Origin of the sequence: Chryseobacterium gleum, assembly GCF_900636535.1 — a bacterium.
Classification (GTDB): Bacteria; Bacteroidota; Bacteroidia; order Flavobacteriales; family Weeksellaceae; genus Chryseobacterium; species Chryseobacterium gleum.
Genome location: NZ_LR134289.1, coordinates 4605101 through 4624940, shown reverse-complemented (window position 1 = coordinate 4624940; position 19840 = coordinate 4605101). Strand labels below are relative to the sequence as shown.

17 protein-coding genes and 1 pseudogene are annotated in these 19840 nt (G+C 37.3%); 17 read left to right on the top strand and 1 reads right to left on the bottom strand.

The features are described 5' to 3' along the window. Positions 1-620: 620 nt before the first annotated feature. The 14 genes and pseudogenes from EL165_RS21300 (at position 621) to EL165_RS21235 (ending at position 14692) form a co-directional block, all read left to right on the top strand. Positions 621-1826, top strand: a complete 1206-nt coding sequence (locus tag EL165_RS21300; protein ID WP_002984395.1) for an RsmB/NOP family class I SAM-dependent RNA methyltransferase — start codon at positions 621-623, stop codon at positions 1824-1826. Positions 1827-2015: 189 nt separating this feature from the next. Next, complete coding sequence (locus EL165_RS21295; RefSeq protein ID WP_002984396.1) at positions 2016-3683, top strand: GLPGLI family protein; 1668 nt, start codon at positions 2016-2018, stop codon at positions 3681-3683. A gap of 319 nt (positions 3684-4002) precedes the next feature. Next, positions 4003-5670 carry an asparagine synthase B gene (gene asnB, locus EL165_RS21290; protein WP_002984397.1) on the top strand — a complete coding sequence of 556 codons (1668 nt, stop codon included), beginning with the start codon at positions 4003-4005 and terminating at the stop codon, positions 5668-5670. A 366-nt stretch (positions 5671-6036) separates the two neighbouring features. Beyond that, complete coding sequence (locus EL165_RS21285; protein WP_041462127.1) at positions 6037-6879, top strand: hypothetical protein; 843 nt, start codon at positions 6037-6039, stop codon at positions 6877-6879. Positions 6880-7017: 138 nt separating this feature from the next. After that, a pseudogene (locus tag EL165_RS21280) lies at positions 7018-8420 on the top strand (MFS transporter). Between the two features lie 217 nt (positions 8421-8637). After that, positions 8638-9513: a pirin family protein gene (locus EL165_RS21275; RefSeq protein ID WP_002984406.1), complete on the top strand. Its 876-nt coding sequence runs from the start codon at positions 8638-8640 to the stop codon at positions 9511-9513. Positions 9514-9670: 157 nt separating this feature from the next. Beyond that, entirely contained in the window at positions 9671-9982 is a 312-nt protein-coding gene (locus tag EL165_RS21270; protein ID WP_041462155.1) for a GNAT family N-acetyltransferase, read from the top strand. Positions 9983-10032: 50 nt separating this feature from the next. Further along, on the top strand, positions 10033-10932 hold the full coding sequence (locus EL165_RS21265) for a pirin family protein (RefSeq protein ID WP_002984410.1): 900 nt from the start codon (positions 10033-10035) through the stop codon (positions 10930-10932). A gap of 20 nt (positions 10933-10952) precedes the next feature. After that, positions 10953-11492 (top strand): NADPH-dependent FMN reductase, encoded by a 540-nt coding sequence (locus EL165_RS21260; protein WP_002984412.1) that lies wholly within the window; start codon positions 10953-10955, stop codon positions 11490-11492. Next, positions 11485-12063 carry a TMEM175 family protein gene (locus EL165_RS21255; protein WP_002984414.1) on the top strand — a complete coding sequence of 193 codons (579 nt, stop codon included), beginning with the start codon at positions 11485-11487 and terminating at the stop codon, positions 12061-12063. The genes EL165_RS21260 and EL165_RS21255 overlap by 8 nt, the downstream gene beginning before the upstream one ends. Position 12064: 1 nt before the next feature. Continuing rightward, complete coding sequence (locus EL165_RS21250; RefSeq protein WP_002984416.1) at positions 12065-12283, top strand: (4Fe-4S)-binding protein; 219 nt, start codon at positions 12065-12067, stop codon at positions 12281-12283. After that, positions 12283-12678 carry an OsmC family protein gene (locus tag EL165_RS21245; protein ID WP_002984417.1) on the top strand — a complete coding sequence of 132 codons (396 nt, stop codon included), beginning with the start codon at positions 12283-12285 and terminating at the stop codon, positions 12676-12678. Before EL165_RS21250 ends, EL165_RS21245 begins: the two co-directional genes overlap by 1 nt. Before the next feature lies 1 nt (position 12679). Continuing rightward, positions 12680-12967, top strand: coding sequence for a GNAT family N-acetyltransferase (locus EL165_RS21240; RefSeq protein ID WP_002984420.1), 288 nt, complete (start codon positions 12680-12682; stop codon positions 12965-12967). Positions 12968-13132: 165 nt separating this feature from the next. After that, positions 13133-14692, top strand: a complete 1560-nt coding sequence (locus tag EL165_RS21235; protein ID WP_002984422.1) for a sodium:solute symporter — start codon at positions 13133-13135, stop codon at positions 14690-14692. A 69-nt stretch (positions 14693-14761) separates the two neighbouring features. Here the strand turns inward: EL165_RS21235 and EL165_RS21230 are convergent, their stop codons facing one another. Continuing rightward, the gene (locus EL165_RS21230; RefSeq protein WP_164720348.1) at positions 14762-16999 is read right to left on the bottom strand and encodes a reprolysin-like metallopeptidase; all 2238 of its coding nucleotides are present in this window, start codon (positions 16997-16999) and stop codon (positions 14762-14764) included. A gap of 324 nt (positions 17000-17323) precedes the next feature. Here EL165_RS21230 and EL165_RS21225 point away from each other — a divergent pair, with 324 nt between their 5' ends. From EL165_RS21225 to EL165_RS21215, 3 genes are all read left to right on the top strand, one after another. Further along, a complete protein-coding gene (locus EL165_RS21225) occupies positions 17324-17842 on the top strand; it encodes a hypothetical protein (protein ID WP_002984425.1) in 519 nt (172 codons plus the stop codon). A gap of 102 nt (positions 17843-17944) precedes the next feature. Continuing rightward, positions 17945-18796, top strand: coding sequence for a transketolase (locus EL165_RS21220; protein ID WP_002984427.1), 852 nt, complete (start codon positions 17945-17947; stop codon positions 18794-18796). 86 nt (positions 18797-18882) lie between these two features. Beyond that, the gene (locus EL165_RS21215) at positions 18883-19830 is read left to right on the top strand and encodes a transketolase family protein (RefSeq protein ID WP_002984428.1); all 948 of its coding nucleotides are present in this window, start codon (positions 18883-18885) and stop codon (positions 19828-19830) included. The last annotated feature ends 10 nt before the right edge of the window (positions 19831-19840 follow it).

The window sequence follows — 19840 nt, the reverse complement described above, 5'->3', positions numbered from 1 at the left end:
GCAAAGGTAGGGCTTTTTAAAGGTTGAAGTCAAGAGGTAAAGCCCAGTATAGTAGACAATAAGCATATATTAATTTCACACCAACAAGTGAATTAGTACAAATTAGATAAACCTGTTACAAAGAAAATAAAGTATAATAATGAAGAGTGCATATTTTGTTAACAAATATTTTTCATTAAGCAAAAATAAAGGTTTATTCATCGTAGAGTAAAAAGTTATTGTAAACAAATAAAAAATATAAATATTCGGAAGATATTTAGAAATTCAGCATTAAAATTTATTTCTACCATATAAAAAATTAATAAATACAATGACCATTCAATACTGGATCTCAGATTGTCAATAGTTAATTTTTGCTTTGCAAAGTGAATTGTGATGCGCAACCTTCCATTAGAAAACTGATTTGTACAATATATAATTACTCATAACCTCTCAACCGGAAACCCGAATCCCAAACCTCGCAACCTGAACCCGAAAATTCACAAGCGAAGCAGAATTCACTATTTACTATTCACCATCCAGGATTCCCTTCACCTCTCCTATTCTCAATCTCTCTACTCAAATCTTCAACTCTCAATTAAAAGTCGTATTTTTGCAGATTCAAACAGCGAAGCAAATTTATGGAACTTATTCACAGAAACTTGGCAATCGGAATTCACGATGCCTTACAGGAGACATTTTTTGAGAAAAACAAATATGCCGATAAAGTTATTGAAAGACTTTTGAAAGCAAACAAAAAATGGGGAAGCCAGGACAGAGCTGTTGTTTCTGAAATTTTCTACAATATCATCCGTTGGAAAAAACGCCTTGAATACTATATGGGTGAAGGCGTAAAACCCAACAATATCTACAAACTGATCATTGCGTATTTGCTTTGGAGCAAAACCAATTATAAAAAATTTGAAGAATTTGACGGAATTAAAATCGCCGATATTCTTACCAAACTTAAAAAGAACACCGTTCCTACAAAAGCAATAGAACATTCTATTCCTGATTGGCTCGCTGAAACACTTGAAAAAGAACTGGGTGCCAACTGGGAAAGAGAAATGACGGCCTTAAATGAGCAGGCTCCTACTGTTTTAAGAGCTAATTCTTTAAGAACAACTACTAAAGAACTTATTTCTGATCTTTCGGATGAAGGTGTTGTATCTTTTCCTGTTAACGGTTATCCTGATGCTGTTCAGCTGGAAGAAAAGAAGAATGTTTTCCTTACCACAGCTTTCAAAGAAGGATTATTTGAAGTTCAGGATGCTTCTTCCCAGAAGATCGGGTATTTCCTTGATGTAAAGGAGGGACAGAGAGTGGTGGATGCATGTGCCGGTGCAGGAGGAAAAACACTTCATCTGGCCGCATTAATGAAAAACAAAGGACAGATCATAGCATTAGATATCTTCGACTGGAAGCTCGCGGAGTTGAAGCGCCGTGCAAAGAGAGCCGGAGCACACAATATTGAAACCCGTATGATCTCCGACAACAAAGTGATCAAACGTCTTCATGAAAAAGCAGACAGACTTCTGATTGATGCTCCATGTTCAGGTCTTGGAGTTTTAAAAAGAAACCCGGACAGTAAGTGGAAGATTGATCAGGATTTTATTGACAGAATTAAAAAGGAGCAGCAACAAATCCTTCAGGATTATTCTAAAATGCTTAAAAAAGGAGGAAAAATGGTCTACGCAACGTGTTCTATCCTTCCTTCTGAAAATAATCTGCAGGTAGAAGAATTCATCAAAAACAATCCTGGATTCAAAATGATTAAAGATGAAAAAGTAATGCCTAGCGAAGGGTATGACGGATTCTATATGGCTTTGATTGAGAGAGTTTCTTAATCTGATCCTAACAACAATATATTAAACTACTCTATTTTACAGAGTAGTTTTTTATTTCAAAATCTTTCTGAAAAAAATGTAACAATTTTTGTAACATTTAATATACATTATCTACTAACTGTATAGATTAAATCCGTTTTTTGACGCTGTAGAAAGTTTAGAATAACTTTGCAGGAAACTCATTTATGTATGCATACAAGAATTGTTTTCAATTTTCTGGCTGTTTTTTTATACTGTCTGTTTTCTGCACAGACGTATGAAATTCAGTATACCAGCTCTTATAACGGAAAAATATTAACTGACCAGCCTTCTACCATTGTATGGGTTAATGAAAAAGAAAATTTTATTCTCAACAATACGATCAAGGAGCAAAAAAGCAGCTATCCTTATGAGATCACTAAGGTAGAAAAACCATCCAATACTATTGTCTCTTATGCTTTTTTAAAACCCGGATCTATCATTTCAACGTCAGATGCTGAATCTGTAGGAAAACAGGATTTCGAACTGACCAATGAGACGAAAAAAATTCTGGGATACAACTGTAAAAAAGCAATCACAAAAGTCAATTCCAATACCATTGAAGTATGGTATACCAATGATCTTAAACTAAAAGGCGGACCTTCTGTTCTAGGACAAAATCTGGGATTGGTTCTGGAAGTGGAGAGAAATAAAAATTCTTTGGTTACAGCCGGATCAATTAAAAAAATCAAGAGCACCGGAATTGAAAATATTCTGAAAGGAAATATTCAGACAACAGATCAGCTAGGATATAAAGATGAGCTTTGGAAAAGCAGATTTACCACACTGAATGTTTTTGAAAATGAACTCATCAATTTCTCTGAGGCCTCAAAATCTGACAGCCAGATAAAAAGATATGCCAACGGAACCATTATCCTTAAAAAAGTAAAATTCCCTGCTATTACAGAAGGTGAAAATATTTTTTTAGAGCTGAAACAGCAGTCTAACGGAGACGCCTATGACAGAACAGGAACTGTTTTTTTTATTCCGCAGGACAAAGAAAAGTCTTTTTTTGATGGACTGGAAAAAGGAGTAAAAACACTTCCTGTCTACGAAAATGGAAACGGAAAACAATATTACGGAGTAACAGCTACCAGCAACTATAGCCCTGCCATGGAAATGATGCGGTTCTTTACAGCCTTTGGCATTCAGAAGTTCAACCATATTCAGCTTAAGGGAAAAGACTGGCAGACTATAAGTCCGTACCGGCAGGATATTACAGAATTGAAGCCTGCTTTGTCAGGAAAAGAGCTATGGATAGGAACATTCATTGGCAATTATGATAAAGGCGGACATAAAGTGAGTCTTGACATTACGATCCATAAAAGCGATCAGACAATTCATAAGAACAATGTGGCCATTCCGCTGTTCAATACTTTAAATATTATGGAAATGGCCGGACAGGATTATTCTACAATGTTCAATCAGGATAAGGGCCTTCTTGTCAATTTCACTTTAGATAAAGATCTGAAAAACGCACAGCTGAGATATACCACCACCGGTCACGGAGGCTGGGAAAACGGAGACGAATTCGTCCCAAAAACCAATTCTGTCTTTATGGATGGAAAGCCGGTATTTTCATTCATTCCATGGAGAACAGATTGCGGTTCGTATCGTTTATATAATCCGGCTTCAGGAAATTTCCAGGACGGACTTTCTTCATCAGACCTCAGCAGATCAAACTGGTGTCCGGGAACAGTTACCAATCCTAATTTCATCTCTCTTGGAGATCTGAAAGCAGGTAAGCATACGATACAGGTAAAAATTCCGCAGGGACCAACTGAAGGAACAAGCTTCAGCTCATGGAATGTTTCAGGAACATTATTGGGGATCCAATAAAAACAAAACCTTCTTGCATGAGAATTGCAAGAAGGTAAAAACACAAATGATGAAAAAAAATTATTTCGAGCCACAAAGTAAGGAGTAAAATTCATATAATTAATTACCATAGATTAATAAATATGTCATTTTTATTTCGTATAAGGGTGACATTAATTTACCTCAACGAAAAAAATTAATCAAACACCTGCTAATTTCAAAAAATAGTTAATGTTTTTAACTTAAAAATATTAATTTGATAAAATTTTACACATTTAAACTTTTTTTATTGTTATTTATAAACATCACTTCTACTTTTGTCCCATAAATAATAAAAATTATGTGTGGAATTGTATGTTTATTTGACGCCAAACAGAAAACTGATGTATTAAGACCCCAGGTTTTGGAAATGTCAAAAAAAATCCGTCACAGAGGACCGGATTGGAGTGGAGTTTTTCAGGACGAAAAAGTAGTTTTCTCTCATGAAAGGCTTGCCATTGTAGATCCTACATCCGGAAAACAACCTTTATTTACCAAAGACGGAAAAGTAGTATTAGCTGTAAACGGTGAAATCTACAACCATAGAGAATTAAAAGAAGAGTTTCCTGATTATGAATTTCAGACCCAGTCTGACTGTGAAGTAATCCTGGCTCTTTACAAAAAATACGGAAAAAATTTCGTTGAAAAACTGAACGGAATTTTTGCTTTTGCTTTATATGACACTGAAAATGACGTTTACCTGATTGCCCGTGACCATATGGGAATCTGTCCGCTTTATCAGGGCTGGGACAAAAACGGAAACTATTATGTCGCTTCTGAACTGAAAGCTCTTGAAGGAGTTTGTAAAAAAATAGAAACGTTCTTACCTGGGCATTTTGTGTACAGCAAAGACGGCGCTGAACTTCAGCAATGGTATAAAAGGGACTGGGAAAGTTTTGATCATGTAAAAGAAAACGAAACGGATATTGCAAAATTGAGAAAAGGCCTTGAAGATGCTGTACACAGACAACTGATGAGTGATGTCCCTTACGGAGTTCTTCTTTCCGGAGGTTTGGATTCATCTGTCATTTCAGCCATTACAGCAAAGTTTGCACGCCAGAGAATTGAAAGTGGTGATACCCAGGAAGCCTGGTACCCAAGACTTCACAGTTTTGCCGTAGGACTTGTAGGTTCTCCCGATCTGGCAGCGGCTCAGAAAGCAGCAGAACACATCGGATCTGTTCACCATGAAGTTAACTTTACCGTACAGGAAGGACTGGATGCTGTACGTGACGTCATTTACCACCTTGAAACCTATGATGTAACAACCATCAGAGCATCCACCCCGATGTATCTTCTGGCAAGAGTGATCAAGTCTATGGGAATTAAAATGGTTCTTTCAGGAGAAGGTTCCGATGAACTTTTCGGTGGCTATTTATATTTCCACAAAGCACCTGATGCAAGAGAATTCCATGACGAGACAGTAAGAAAGCTTGGTAAACTTCACCTTTACGATTGCCTGAGGGCTAACAAAGCATTAATGAGCTGGGGAATTGAAGGAAGAGTCCCTTTCCTTGATAAAGAATTCATGGATATTGCCATGACGATTAATCCAAAAGATAAAATGATCAGCACGGCAGAAGGAAAAATTGAAAAGTGGGTATTGAGAAAAGCTTTCGAAGATATTCTTCCTGATTCTATCGTCTGGAGACAGAAAGAACAGTTCTCTGATGGTGTGGGATATTCATGGATCGATACTTTAAAAGAGGTTGCTGAAAAAGAAGTAACAGATGAAATGATGGCGAATGCAAGATTCAGATTTCCATTGAATACCCCTCAGAACAAAGAAGAGTACAGATACAGAACTATTTTTGAAGAACATTTCCCAAGTGAAACTGCTGCAGCAACTGTTCCATCCGTTCCATCTGTGGCATGCTCCACTCCTATTGCTTTGGAATGGGATGAAGCCTTCAAAAAAATGAATGATCCAAGCGGAAGAGCGGTGAAGGTACATGAAACGTCGTATTAGATTATGTTATTTGTTTCGGGATATTTTAACGCAGAGTACGCTAAGATATTTCCATTAGTGTTTAAGAGCGATCGCAAAGGCGTTTCACTTAGCAACAGACAAACCGATATCCTCGCTGAATGAAGTGCCCTTGCGAACAAAATATATGGGATTAAAATATAAACCTTGCGACCATAGCGTTTATTTAACCTTGCCAATAATATTAATTCACTAATTAAAATATATATTTTTTTTATTCAAACCTATAACTCTCTCTGTTATAATTTATCAATCCTGTAGCAATACAGGATTTTTTCTTGAATTAACAATAACAATATGGCATAATTTAACTCACAATCCAAAATAATATCTAATAAATAATTATATTTGGAAAACGAAAATATCAATTATAAAAAAATGAGAAGAAACCTTACTGTTTTATTTGCCTTATTAGCCATAAGTTTCGCTTTTGGACAAGGAAAATATGGCAAATATCTGAATTCAAAGAAGCTTGCTTTGGCTTACAAGAGTGTGAAAGACCAGGATAAAGATGACTACTATCAACAATATTATTGGCTTGTAAAGGCAGAGCAGCTGAAAACGTATCCTCATCTTAAAGATATAAAACCTGTTGTTTTATACGAATTTGTAAAATATGTCAACCCTCAGAATCCGACAAAAAAACTGGATGCCAGAGGAAAAGAGCTTAGAGCAACAGCAGAATTATCTTTAAATCAATATTTTAAAAATAAAAAATTTGAAAACAATTCTGTTTTAATGTACAACCTTGAGACGTATGTAGATCCTTCAAAAGGCCAGTATTATACTAAGGTTGATCCGGAAAAAATCAAGGAACTCGTGCCTAAGGAATTATTTGCTTTCAATTCTTATAACAGAAACATCGGAGAGGAAAAAACATATTATCTTTGGATTGACAAGAAAAAGGACGATCTGAATATTGTAGACATCATTCCTAATGAAAAAGAGGACAAAGCTTTTTATACCAGATTAAGACAATATCTTCCCAATTATAAATTTTCAAAGTATGTTCCTACTGTAAAAAAAGGGAACAAATCTGATAAAACAGATATTGAATACTATTATATCATGCCGTTTGAGCAGAATACAGATAACATCGAATACAAAACAAAGGATTTCAAAACTTTCACTTTAAGCCAGTACAGAAAAGCCGGTGATGAATGGAAAGGAGTAGAAAAACCTAGAAAATAATTAAAAAAGTCCTGTGAAATTTCACAGGACTTTTTTAATTTTATATGGATTTCTTTATCTAAGGATCAAACCGCTTAAAGCAAGTGGTTCTTCAAATCAAATAAGTCTGGGAGTTTTTTATAACCCAGCCGGTACAAAATGACAGAAGCAAATACACCACAGACATCCGTAAAAAAAATACTTCCCTTAATTCTGGCTACTGCTATTTTTATGCAAATGCTGGATTCCACAATTCTGAATACTTCCCTACCCGCAATTGCAAAAGATCTGAATGAGTCACCACTCAATATGCAGAATGCCATTATCAGCTACGTTCTGACCCTGGCAGTTTTCATGCCGGCCAGCGGATTTCTTGCAGACCGGTTTGGGACAAAAAAAGTGTTTATATTTTCTTTGATATTATTCAGTCTGGGTTCGCTCTTTTGTTCATTATCTCAAAACCTTACTCATCTCGTTATTTCAAGAGTTATCCAGGGAGTTGGAGGAAGTTTGATGACTCCTGTAGGGAAACTTGCACTTATCAAGACCTTTGATAAAAATGAACTTCTCAAAGCAATGAACTTTGCGATCATTCCTGCACTTATCGGGCCCGTACTTGGTCCTTTGGTTGGGGCTATATGGTAGATTATCTTTCGTGGCACTGGATATTTCTTATTAATATCCCGATTGGCCTTCTGGGAATTCTTTTGGGATTAAAATTCATGCCTGACTATAAATCTGATGATGTAGATTTTGATTTAAAAGGTTTCCTGATTTTTGCAGCAGCCTCTCTCCTGCTTTCTGTTTCATTGGAACTTTTTGGAGACATACAAAATATTACTCCTGTTTTACTTGTATTTATTATGGGATTTCTTTTCCTGTATTATTATTACAAACATGCCAAAAGAGGAGGAAATCCTATCTTCCCTTTAAACCTGTTTCAGGTAAGGACTTTCCGGGTAGGTATCGTAGGAAACCTTGCCACCAGATTAGGAATCAGCTCCGTTCCGTTATTGCTGCCATTGATGATTCAGATTGCCTATAAACAGTCTGCAGTAACTTCAGGCTGGATCATTGCTCCTATGGCTTTAACTGCGATCTTCGGGAAATCATATGTGATTAAAATTTTAGATAAATACGGCTATCGTCAGACTTTAATGATCAATACGTTCATTATCGGAACTCTGATCTGTCTGCTTGCCATTCCCGATATCCATACTTCTCTGTACTGGTTTGTTCCAATCATCGCGATATTAGGTTTTTTCAACTCTATCCAGTTCACTTCCATGAACACCATTTCCATTGCAGATCTCCGGAACTTTCAGACCAGTAGCGGAAACTCTTTACTCTCTGTCAATCAACAGCTGGCAATAGGCTTTGGAATAGCCTTCGGGCTGATTGTTTTAAAGCTGTATGAAAACACAGATCTCATCAAGGGAGAAATCCATAATGCATTCCGGTTAACTTTTCTTACAGTAGGGATATTAACGATTTTATCGGGATTCGTGTTCAGGAGACTGCATATTTCGGACGGGAAGAATATGAAGTCGAAGGAGGAATAATTGTAAGGGAAATAGTAAAAGGCTAAAAGGTAAAAAAGTAAAATCGCAAAAGGGCGAAATAGTGAAACATAATGCAGAGCAGTTCTGCTCATTTGCAGTTTTGCCATTTTGCGATTCGAAGTTTTTCCACTTCGCTTTCCCCTCTCACGAACTTAACACAGATCAATGCTTTTCACAGGTAACTATGGTAATTTTGTTTACATAAATCAACAATGTGATGGCAACTAAAAAAATAGAAATCGTAGTATCTCCAAAACCTGCGCATTTTGTAGGCGATGGATTCAGGGTTCATAATTTCATTCCGGGAGTACCTGGATTGGATATGAAAAGAATGGATCCGTTCATTATGCTGGATTACAATTCAAAGTTTCACTTTAACGGATCAGACAGACCAAGAGGTGTTGGCGTACATCCACACAGAGGTTTTGAAACCGTAACAATAGCATACAGCGGAAAAGTAGAGCACCACGACAGCGCTGGCGGCGGCGGTGTTATCGGAGAAGGTGATGTTCAGTGGATGACTGCCGCTAAAGGAGTTCTTCATAAAGAATATCATGAAACAGAATGGGCAAAAGAAGGAGGAATTTTCCAGATGGTTCAGCTTTGGGTGAATCTTCCGGCGAAAGACAAAATGAGCTGTCCAAAATATCAGGCTATTGAAAACTCTAAGATGGAAAAAGTAGATCTAGGTGATAATGGTTTTGTAGAAGTGATTGCCGGAGAATATGATGGTCACAAAGGGCCCGCCAGTACATTCACACCGGTTCACATGATGAATGCCAAACTTAAATCAGGAGGAAAAGCTGATTTTAATTTCCCTGCTCATTTCAATACAGCTGCTCTGGTTATTGAAGGAAGTGTTATTATTAATGGCGAGGAAAGAGTTAAACAGGATCATTTTATCCTGTTCAAGAATGAAGGGGAAACATTTAACATTGAAGCAAAAGAAGACGCTGTTGTTCTGATCATCAGTGGTGAGCCTATCAACGAACCGATTTATCCTCATGGTCCTTTTGTTATGAATTCCAGGGAGGAAATCATGCAGGCTTTCGAGGATTTCAATACCGGAAAATTCGGATATCTGGAAGATTAAAAGAATTAAATTTATCGTAATCTTTAATTATTCCTTTTTTATTAACTTTATATGATGGCAAACCTTACGGGTTTCAGAAACCTGTAAGGTTTAGCTATTATCATGAATATGTTCTGTTTATCCTATTTGGAAACAGAATCCTTTAATGCAAAAAATTATGAAACCTGAATTTGAAAATATACCTCTTGTAAAAGCAGAAAAAAGATTTGAAATAGAAGTCAACGGGTATCACGCATTTATTGATTATCGTGAGACTATGCACCAGATCTCTTTAATTCATACTGAGGCAGATGCTGAACTGGCAGGAACAGGTGCAGCCGCAGCCGTAGTGGAAAAAACACTCAATTATATTGAAGAGAGCGGGAAAAAACTTCTACCGTTCTGTCCTTATGTTTTCGCCTTTATCAGAAAGCATCCTGAATGGAAGCGTATCGTGGATGAGAGATTTGAAGGATATGACAAACTCTAAACACTTTCATCAATTCAATTAAATAACATTTAAAAAAGTATCACATCATTATGTCAAATATTGGACTTATCATTGAAGAAAAAGCAGCGGATATCGGTAATTTCCTGGTAGGAAGACTTCTTCCTTTCCGTGAAAAAAGAGCTGTAGGACCTTTTGTTTTTATTGATCATATGGGACCATCAGAATTGAAAGATTATCAGAATCTTGATGTTCCGCCACATCCTCATATCGGTTTATCTACGTTAACTTATCTGCTGGAAGGCTCTATTTTCCACAGAGACAGCATCGGAAGTGCTATTGAAATAAAACCGGGTGCAGTAAACTGGATGACTGCCGGAAAAGGAGTGGTACATTCTGAAAGAACTCCTGAATATTTAAGGCACAGTGATAAAAGACTGCACGGATTCCAGATCTGGGTAGGACTTCCAAAGCACCTTGAGCAATCAGAACCTACCTTCCATCATATCGAAGCGGATGATATTCCGGTTTGGGAAGAAGATGGCATTCAGTATAAATTAATAGCCGGTGAAGCATTCGGCAGAACCTCTCCGGTCCCTGTACACAGCAAGTTATTTTTCCTTGAAATTAAAACCAAAGAAGCTAAGAAAATCAGCATCGGAAAGGATCTTTACGGAGAAGCGGCAATGTACGTTCTGGATGGAACTGTGACAACAGAGGGAAACTCTTATGGTTCAAAACAGCTGATGATCGCTAAAGACACCAAGCTTTGTGAGTTTGATATGAGTGAAAACGGAACGGTTTATCTTTTCGGTGGCGAGCCCTTTGATGAAGAGCGTTTTATATTCTGGAATTTCGTCAACTCTGATAAAGAATTAATTGAGCAGGCAAAAGTAAACTGGAATGACCAGAATCACGAGGCATTTCCATTGGTACCAGGTGACGAAAACGAATATGTTCCGCTTCCTAAGGCTATTTTAAACAGAAAATAACTGCAGCCCGATTTATTACCATGAAAATATTAGCATTTGCAGGAAGTACGTCTTCCACGTCTATCAACAAGGAACTGGTAAAATTTGTTCTGAAAGATTTTCAGGATGAAGAAATCAATCTGATTGACCTCAACGATTTCACCATGCCTGTTTTCTCTGTAGATCTTGAAAAGAAGGGTTTTCCTGATCAGGCTCATCAGTTTTTAAAAGTTATTGAGGAATGTGATGTTATCATCTGCTCTCTTGCAGAGCACAACCGTTCTTACAGTGCTGCTTTTAAAAATGTTTTTGACTGGGCTTCCAGGATCAATGTAAAAGTATTTCAGAACAAACCAATGCTTCTGATGAGCACCTCTCCAGGAGGTTATGGCGGCGGAAATGTGATGAATACAGCAAAAACATTTTTCCCACAGTTCGCAGCAGATATCAAGGATACATTTTCATTACCTAAATTTTATGAAAATTTTGATATGGAAAGCGGAGTGATCAATCCGGATATGCTGAATGACCTGAAAGGTAAAATACAGAATTTTAAAAATCAGGTAAAAACAAATGACTAAGGGAAGACTTGAGGCTTTCAGTGACGGTGTTCTGGCTATTATTATCACCATTATGGTACTTGAACTGAAAGTGCCGGAAGGAAATAGCTGGACCAGTCTCAAACCTCTTCTTCCTAAGTTTCTGGCTTATATCTTCAGTTTTATTTATGTGGGGATCTACTGGAATAACCACCACCATTTGTTTCAGACCGTAAAAAAAGTAAATGGCAGCATTCTTTGGGCCAATCTTCATCTGTTATTCTGGCTCTCTCTGATGCCTGTTGCTACAGAATGGATCGGCACTACAGGTTTTGCAAAAAATCCTGTAGCTGTCTATGGTATCGGACTCATTATGTCAGCGATTGCTTATACCGTTCTGGAGCATGTAATCATCCGCTGTGAAGGGGAAGATTCAAAACTGAAAGAGGCTATTCATTCAAAATATAAAGAATATATCTCTATTGTATTTTACGTCCTGGGAATCGCTACTTCATTTTTTTATCCTTATATTGCCATAGGTTTTTATTATATCGTGGCTCTCATATGGCTGATTCCGGACAGAAGAATCGAAAAATCATTAAAAGAAAATTAATATGGAAACACACGAATATCCCAACGGCGACATCACTGTCATCTGGCAGCCCCAAAAGTGTATCCACTCGGCTGTATGCGTAAAATTGCTTCCAAAAGTCTACAATCCTAAAGAAAGACCCTGGATAAAAGCGGAAAACGCAAGCCCGGAAGAACTTAGAAAACAGATAGACCAATGCCCCTCCGGTGCATTAAGTTATAAATTCAACACAGAAAAATAATGGCGGTAACAGTAAAAGCAAGTTTAGGAAAAACAAAATATTATACAGAAGTAACAGCCGGCGAAAATCAGATCATTACTGATGAGCCGATTGATAAAGGCGGACAGAATAAAGGCTTCAATCCTCTGGAAATTCTGGCAACGTCACTGGCAAGCTGTACAGCTGCTACATTGAGAATGTATATTGAAAGAAAGGAATGGGATGTGGAAAACATCAATGTGGAAGTAGAGCTTGAAAATTTCCCGTTAACAAAAAGAGCTGTCTTCAAAAGAGATATCAGCTTTGAAGGTATTCTGGACGACGAACAGAGAAAAAGACTGCATACCATTGCCGATGCATGCCCTGTTCATAAAATCTTAACCAACGACATAGAAATATTAACCAAATTCTCATAGTATGATCGAAGTAAAACAAAACAACGACGAAAAACACGGAAGTTTTGAAGCTTTCATAGATGGAAGACGCGCAGGAATGATGACGTATACCTGGGCGGGAGAAGAAAGATTTATTATTGACCACACCGAGGTGGAAGAAGCCTACAACGGAAAAGGTGTAGGTAAGGAAATGCTTCTGGCAGCAGTAGATTTCGCCAGAAAAAACGGGAAAAAGATTATCCCGCTCTGCCCTTTCGCTAAGGCAAGTTTCCAGAAAAGTGAGGAACTTCAGGATGTTTTAGTGAATTAACCACTGTTTCCACCCTTACAATACAAACCTTCCGGAATAGATCCGGAAGGTTTTTTGATGCAGTTATTTTTAATACCAGTTTCTCATGTAAAAATTGTGTCTGAACTAAATTCACGATTCACGACTGATCTTTTTTATATATTTGCTAAAATTTAAAAATCAGGCATGAATCCAGGAACTATCCTTTTGCTATTTGTTTTCGTCTATTTTATCGGTCTTTTGGTGATTTCCTATTTCACCAGCCGGAATTCTGATAACCAGTCATTTTTTATCGGTAATAAAAAGAGTAAATGGTGGCTCGTAGCATTTGGGATGATTGGGACCAGCTTAAGCGGGGTTACTTTTATTTCAGTTCCGGGAACCGTCGGAAAAATGACCGGGTCCGAATATATTTACGGAGGTTTTGAGTACTATATGATGGTTATCGGGTTTTTCATCGGATATTTTATTGTTGCAGCCATATTACTTCCGCTGTATTATAAAATGAATCTGACTTCCATTTACACTTATCTTGGAAAAAGGTTCAATGTGGAAGCTCATAAGATAGGCTCCATCTTTTTTATCATTTCAAGAGCAATTGGTGCTACGGCAAGGCTATATCTTGTGGTAAACGTTTTACAGATTTTCCTGCTTGAAGGATTGGGAGTTCCGTTTTGGGTAACCTCACTTGTACTTTTGCTGATGGTTCTTCTGTATACTTTTGAAGGTGGCGTAAAAACGATTGTGATTACAGATACGCTGCAAACCTCTTTTATGATCATCAGTCTTGTGGCATGTATCACTTATATTTTATCAAACCTGAACTTATCTTTTGGGGAAGCATACACGATTCTGGAGCAGAAAAATTATACTCATTTCATCAATTTTGATCCTAATTCCAAAACCTTTTTTCTGAAAACCATTCTGGGAGGAATTTTTATTACGATTGCCATGACAGGGCTTGATCAAGAAATGATGCAGAAAAATATCTCTGTGGATAATCTTAAGAACTCCAAAAAAAACATGCTTACGTTTGCAGGAACGCTTCTTCTGGTAAACCTTGCCTTCTTATTCCTGGGGGGACTATTGTACCTTTTTGCTCTGCAGCATGGAGCAGAATATGGAACAATAAACGGTGAAACAGTAACGAATATTTTCGGATTTAAAGATACTGCAGGAAACATCAAAAATATCATGGGAGATGATCTTTTCCCGGCGCTGTCACTTCAGGGATATTTCCCGATGGCTATTTCCGTTATTTTTATTATCGGATTGATTTCCGCATTATTCCCTTCAGCTGATGGAGCTCTGACAGCTGTAACAAGTTCATATTGTGTTGATCTATTGAACCTTAATGAGGATAAAACCAAAAACGAAAAAGAAAAGAAACGTCTTCGTATGAAAGTGCATTTAACTTTCACTGTTGTTTTCTTCATTCTTATTATGGTTTTCAAAGCAATGAATGACAAGTCTATTGTTTATCTTATCATGGAAATTGCAGGGTATACTTACGGACCGCTATTAGGACTCTTCGCTTTCGGAATTTTCACCAAATTTCAGATTTCAAGAAAGTACTCTATTCTTACCGTAACGATCTTAGCTCCTGTACTGACCTACCTGATCAATCTGGCGGTTACCACTTATACAGATTACAGAATCGGCGTAGAGCTGATTGTTCTGAATGGCTTATTAACTTTTATTGGCCTATGGCTGGTAAAAGACAGACAACATTTAAGAGTAGCATAATTAAAATAAAAAAATAAAGCGGCTGTTTTCAATTGAAAACAGCCGCTTTTATATCATAACCCGGATGGATTATTCTTTAATCCACTTGATTGTTTTATCTATATTCTTAGATTTAACTTTAATCAGATAATCTCCTTTAATCAGGTAAGACAAGTCGAAAGTACCTGTTTTATCATGATTCAGTTTATTATTTGCCTTAGCGAATACCAGTTTCCCACTTACATCATAGATTGTAATATCATACACTTCATTTGAATTGGCAAACTGAACATTCAGCAATCCTTTACTTGGATTAGGGTATACTACAAATACATCTTTATTTGCAGATGCTTCATTCACTCCCAATGTTTGGGTAATAGTAAAGTTAATCGGGTTAATATTATAGAAGACGTTCGTTTCTGCAGCTACCATAATTCTGGCCTGCGTTGTATTCACGTTAGGAATGGTAACTGTCTCGGAACCGTCGTTCGGAGTAGAACCTAAGAGCAGTGTAGGATAAGTAAGACCTCCGTCTGTCGAAAGGTAAATATTTACAGTAGCGGCATTTACCGGGAATGCAGTTGTATTGGCAACATTCCATGTTATGGTTTGGGTAGAATTCCCTGCCCAGTTTACTGCTGTAGTAGGTGCTGTTACAGTAAACGGCCCTGAGTTACCATCTACAGTAATAATAGCATCATCGTTTGAAACCCCTGCGCAACCTGCATTGTTATCTCTTACAGTCAGTCTGAATTCCATTGTTCTTGCGTAAGAAGGTCTAACTTCTCCTTTGGAAACAGTACCATTAATCACATCTGTAAGTTTTGGAAAATATCTGTAAGGAACTGTTACCGGAACGTATGATCTGAACAGCGGTGCATTTCCTGTTGGAGCATTCCAGTCACCTGCAGGCCCTACATCATTCTGTTCCCAACTGTAAGTAAGTGGGTTGTTATCTATATCTGAAGCAGATCCTTCCAGTCTGAATGGTGTACCTTTAGGAATTGTATAATCACCGCCAGCATTTACAGTAGGAGCGAAATTATTGGAAGGAATAGTCACCTGACATGTTGTTGACTGAACTTTTGCCGTGATAGACTGGAATGATTTTGTATGGAAAGTAGGAATACTGTTAGCCGCTAAGTTATTTGTACTTCCACAAATTCCTGCATAAGCCATAATGGTAATCCCGCTTCCAGGTTCTACAGCAGTGGCTGCATTACGATTTCCACCACCACAGCTTCCTGTAGTTGCATTAAAAGTATGTGGCCCTCCAAACTGATGCCCTACTTCATGAGCTACATAATCAATATCATAAGGATCACCTACAGGGTTAGGAGAACCCGTGATTCCTCTTCCTTTATTGGTACTGCTACAAATTGCCCCTAACCAAGCAAGTCCACCACCTCCGGTACTGAAAGTATGTCCGATATCATAATTGGCATTTCCTATCAGCAAATCAATCTGAGTCTGGCTTTCATCAATCAGCGTACCGGCATCGTTATTTCCGGTAAATGGATCTGAAGTCGCATTCGTAAAGACTACATTGGTTTCATTAGCTACCAATACCAGTCTTGAAGCTACTTCCTGCTCATAGACTCCATTTACTCTGTTTACAGAAGTTACAATCGCTGAAAGTGTCTGTGCAACAGTAGGAGTAGCAGAACCTGTTGCTGCCACAGCATATTCACCTGTACAGGCAACAGCAAGTCTGAAAACTCTAATTTGAGTTCCTACGCTTGGACTTACGGTTTTCTGAGCGTTTTTTTTTCCTAACGGAGAATCGTCTTCATCTTTTACTCCGCAGGTTCTTGGATTTTTATCAATTAAATCACTTTTTCTGTAAATAATATAATTGTTAATATCCTGTTTTGCATAAGGATCAATATAAGTATCCCCTGCTACTGCAGATTTTATCTGTGCATGGAATCCTAATTCGGTAAAATCCAGTTTTATCGTAGCATACTTATCGTCAATTCCCTGCCCTGTAAAAGTAACAATCTGAGGAAACTGACCTGCCAATTCCGGAGCCATCACTGAAGATTTCCAGATTCTGAATTTTGCTTTTGTGCCATCAGGCATTGGCAGTACAATAACTGGTGCGTTATCTTTACGATCACTGTCTTTTAATTCCGGAACAGTATTAAAATAATTTTTCATTCCGGCCACATCCAATGTATAGGTCAGTGACTTTTCCGGTTGTACGGTTCTGTTTTTAGGATCTGCTTTAATAGACCTTTCACTGATTACCGTAAAAAAATCCTGGGCTTTCCCTGAGGAAACGGATATAATGAATATCCCCAAATAAAATAATTGTTTAATTTTCATATATAATGGTATGTAATTTTTATTCATTTTGAACATCAATCAAAGACCGAAAAATTTTTAGTCAAAGAAAAATAAATCAAAAATTCTTGAATTATAAAATTAATTAAATTAATCTGATTGTCACATAATAAAATTCAAAAAAATGAATATAAATTTACAAAAACAACAAGAAACCTTATATTTAAAGCATTAAAGCAAAAGAGAATAGTTTATTTTTTTTCTTTTTAATAAATCGTTACTCAACGTATTTCAATATCTTTGAAGTGGATAAAATAAACAAGACAATAAACTCATTAAAATAAAAAAAACAGAAATTAAAAAACCATGAAAAAAATTATTACAATTTTCACATTTCTATTAACACTTAGCTTTATGAATGCTCAGGAGAATTTTGAAGTATCAACATTAAGAATCGGACCCTTTAAGGTCTTCATGCCAAAGGTTGAAGCTGAGAAAATCGCGGGAATAAAACTGGGTAATTCTAACGGAGAGAAAAAAAACATCGTAAAATATAATGGAGAGGTTATTCAGATTGATCTTTTTGATAATTATATCAATGAAGCTAATCCTAGTGTCCCTTCTATCACGTATATGACAACAACAAGTAAAAAATTTAAAACCAAAAGCGGGATCGGAGTCGGAAGCACAAGGGATGACCTCATTAACGCTTATAGAAATTACCCTAATTTCAGTGTGCGTCCGGATTGGGATAAAAACGATAAGCCGGTTAAGGATTCGGGTTATTTCAATATTGAGGACAGCCAGGCGGGAACCCTATTAAGCTTTAAATTTGTTAATAATATTGTTACTGAAATTTCCGTTTACCTCAATGAAGGCTGTTAAAAGCGGAGTATTAAATTAATCATACAAATCCGGGTTTTTATATCCCGAGACCGGCATTTCCGGTAAAAAATTGTAAATTCGCATACAAATAAATCAGATATAATGAGTAAAAGTATTGAAGAGTTAAAAACTCTTACTACGCAGATCAGAAGAGACATTTTAAGAATGGTTCACGCTGTAAATTCAGGACACCCGGGTGGTAGCTTAGGCTGTACAGAGTTCTTCACAGCCCTTTACGGAAAGGTAATGAACTATAAGCTTCCTTTCACAATGGAAGGCAAAAATGAAGATCATTTTTATCTATCAAACGGACATATTTCCCCGGTATTCTACTCTACTCTGGCAAGATTCGGTTTCTTCCCGGTTGAAGAACTGAGTACTTTCAGAAAATTAGATTCAAGATTACAGGGGCACCCTACTACACATGAAGGACTTCCGGGAGTTAGAATTGCTTCAGGTTCACTTGGACAGGGACTTTCTGTAGCACTTGGAGTAGCACAGGGTAAAAAATTAGATGGTGATCAGTCTCTTGTTTACTCTCTTCACGGAGATGGTGAGCTTCAGGAAGGTCAGATCTGGGAGGCATTGATGTATGCTGCTGCTAAAAAAGTCGATAATATCATTTCTACTATTGATTATAACGGACGTCAGATTGACGGAGATACAGATGATGTATTAAGTCTGGGAAATCTTCATGCAAAACTGGAAGCATTCGGCTGGATTGTTCTGGAAGAAAAGAACGGTAATGATCTTGAAGCGGTCATTGCAATTCTTGAGAAAGCAAAAACAGAAACCGGAAAAGGAAAGCCTGTAGCTATTCTTCTTCATACAGAAATGGGTTATGGAGTAGATTATATGATGGGATCTCATGCATGGCATGGTAAAGCTCCTAATGATGAGCAGTTAGACACAGCATTCAAGCAATTGTACCTGGAAGCTCCGGCTGATTATTAATTATAAATGATAAATTATTATTGATAAATGATTTATAATATGTTTAATCTCTCATCATTTATCAATGATCAAAAACTTTAGTAAAAATGAAATATACATATACAGAAAAAAAGGACACTCGTTCAGGATTCGGAGCAGGATTAGCAGAACTCGCTGACAAAAATCCTAATGTAGTAGCACTTTGTGCAGACCTTATCGGTTCTTTGAAAATGGAGAAATTCATTGAGAAAGCTCCTGAAAGATTCTTTCAGATAGGAATTGCTGAAGCTAACATGATGGGAATTGCTGCAGGTCTTAGCATTACAGGAAAGATTCCTTTCACAGGAACTTTTGCCAACTTCTCTACTTCAAGGGTATATGACCAGATCCGTCAGTCAATTGCTTATTCTGACAAAAACGTAAAAATCTGTGCATCTCACGCAGGTCTTACTTTAGGAGAAGACGGGGCTACGCACCAGATTCTTGAAGATATCGGTATGATGAAAATGCTTCCGGGAATGACTGTAATCAACACTTGTGATTACAACCAGACTAAAGCAGCTACATTGGCGATTGCAGATTTCGAAGGTCCTGTATATTTAAGATTCGGAAGACCGGTAGTTCCTGTATTCATCCCTGAAGATTTGCCTTTCGAAATCGGAAAAGGAATCATGCTTCAGGAAGGTACTGATGTAACCATCGTTGCAACCGGACACCTTGTATGGGAATCTCTTGTAGCAGCTGATGAGCTTGAGAAAGAAGGTATTTCATGTGAGGTGATCAACATTCACACAATTAAGCCTCTTGATGAAGAGATCATTTTAAAATCTGTAGAAAAAACAGGTAAAATTGTGACGGCTGAAGAGCACAACTTCCTTGGTGGTTTAGGAGAATCTGTTGCAGGTATGCTTGCAAGAAGAAGGCCTACAAGACAGGAGTTTGTAGCGGTGAATGATACTTTCGGAGAGTCTGCAACCCCTGCTGAACTGATGAAGAAGTATAAAATTGATTCTGAAGCTGTGAAAGAAGCTGTGAAGAGAATTTTGGCTAACTAAGATTAGTATT

Bases quoted from the DNA above. Each gene is read 5' to 3' on its own strand.
- EL165_RS21300 (WP_002984395.1), top strand. From the start codon at position 621: ATGGAACTTATTCACAGAAACTTGGCAATCGGAATTCACGATGCCTTA.
- EL165_RS21295 (WP_002984396.1), top strand. From the start codon at position 2,016: ATGCATACAAGAATTGTTTTCAATTTTCTGGCTGTTTTTTTATACTGT.
- asnB (WP_002984397.1), top strand. From the start codon at position 4,003: ATGTGTGGAATTGTATGTTTATTTGACGCCAAACAGAAAACTGATGTA.
- EL165_RS21275 (WP_002984406.1), top strand. From the start codon at position 8,638: ATGGCAACTAAAAAAATAGAAATCGTAGTATCTCCAAAACCTGCGCAT.
- EL165_RS21270 (WP_041462155.1), top strand. From the start codon at position 9,671: ATGAAACCTGAATTTGAAAATATACCTCTTGTAAAAGCAGAAAAAAGA.
- EL165_RS21265 (WP_002984410.1), top strand. From the start codon at position 10,033: ATGTCAAATATTGGACTTATCATTGAAGAAAAAGCAGCGGATATCGGT.
- EL165_RS21260 (WP_002984412.1), top strand. From the start codon at position 10,953: ATGAAAATATTAGCATTTGCAGGAAGTACGTCTTCCACGTCTATCAAC.
- EL165_RS21255 (WP_002984414.1), top strand. From the start codon at position 11,485: ATGACTAAGGGAAGACTTGAGGCTTTCAGTGACGGTGTTCTGGCTATT.
- EL165_RS21250 (WP_002984416.1), top strand. From the start codon at position 12,065: ATGGAAACACACGAATATCCCAACGGCGACATCACTGTCATCTGGCAG.
- EL165_RS21245 (WP_002984417.1), top strand. From the start codon at position 12,283: ATGGCGGTAACAGTAAAAGCAAGTTTAGGAAAAACAAAATATTATACA.
- EL165_RS21240 (WP_002984420.1), top strand. From the start codon at position 12,680: ATGATCGAAGTAAAACAAAACAACGACGAAAAACACGGAAGTTTTGAA.
- EL165_RS21235 (WP_002984422.1), top strand. From the start codon at position 13,133: ATGAATCCAGGAACTATCCTTTTGCTATTTGTTTTCGTCTATTTTATC.
- EL165_RS21230 (WP_164720348.1), bottom strand. From the start codon at position 16,999: ATGAAAATTAAACAATTATTTTATTTGGGGATATTCATTATATCCGTT.
- EL165_RS21225 (WP_002984425.1), top strand. From the start codon at position 17,324: ATGAAAAAAATTATTACAATTTTCACATTTCTATTAACACTTAGCTTT.
- EL165_RS21220 (WP_002984427.1), top strand. From the start codon at position 17,945: ATGAGTAAAAGTATTGAAGAGTTAAAAACTCTTACTACGCAGATCAGA.
- EL165_RS21215 (WP_002984428.1), top strand. From the start codon at position 18,883: ATGAAATATACATATACAGAAAAAAAGGACACTCGTTCAGGATTCGGA.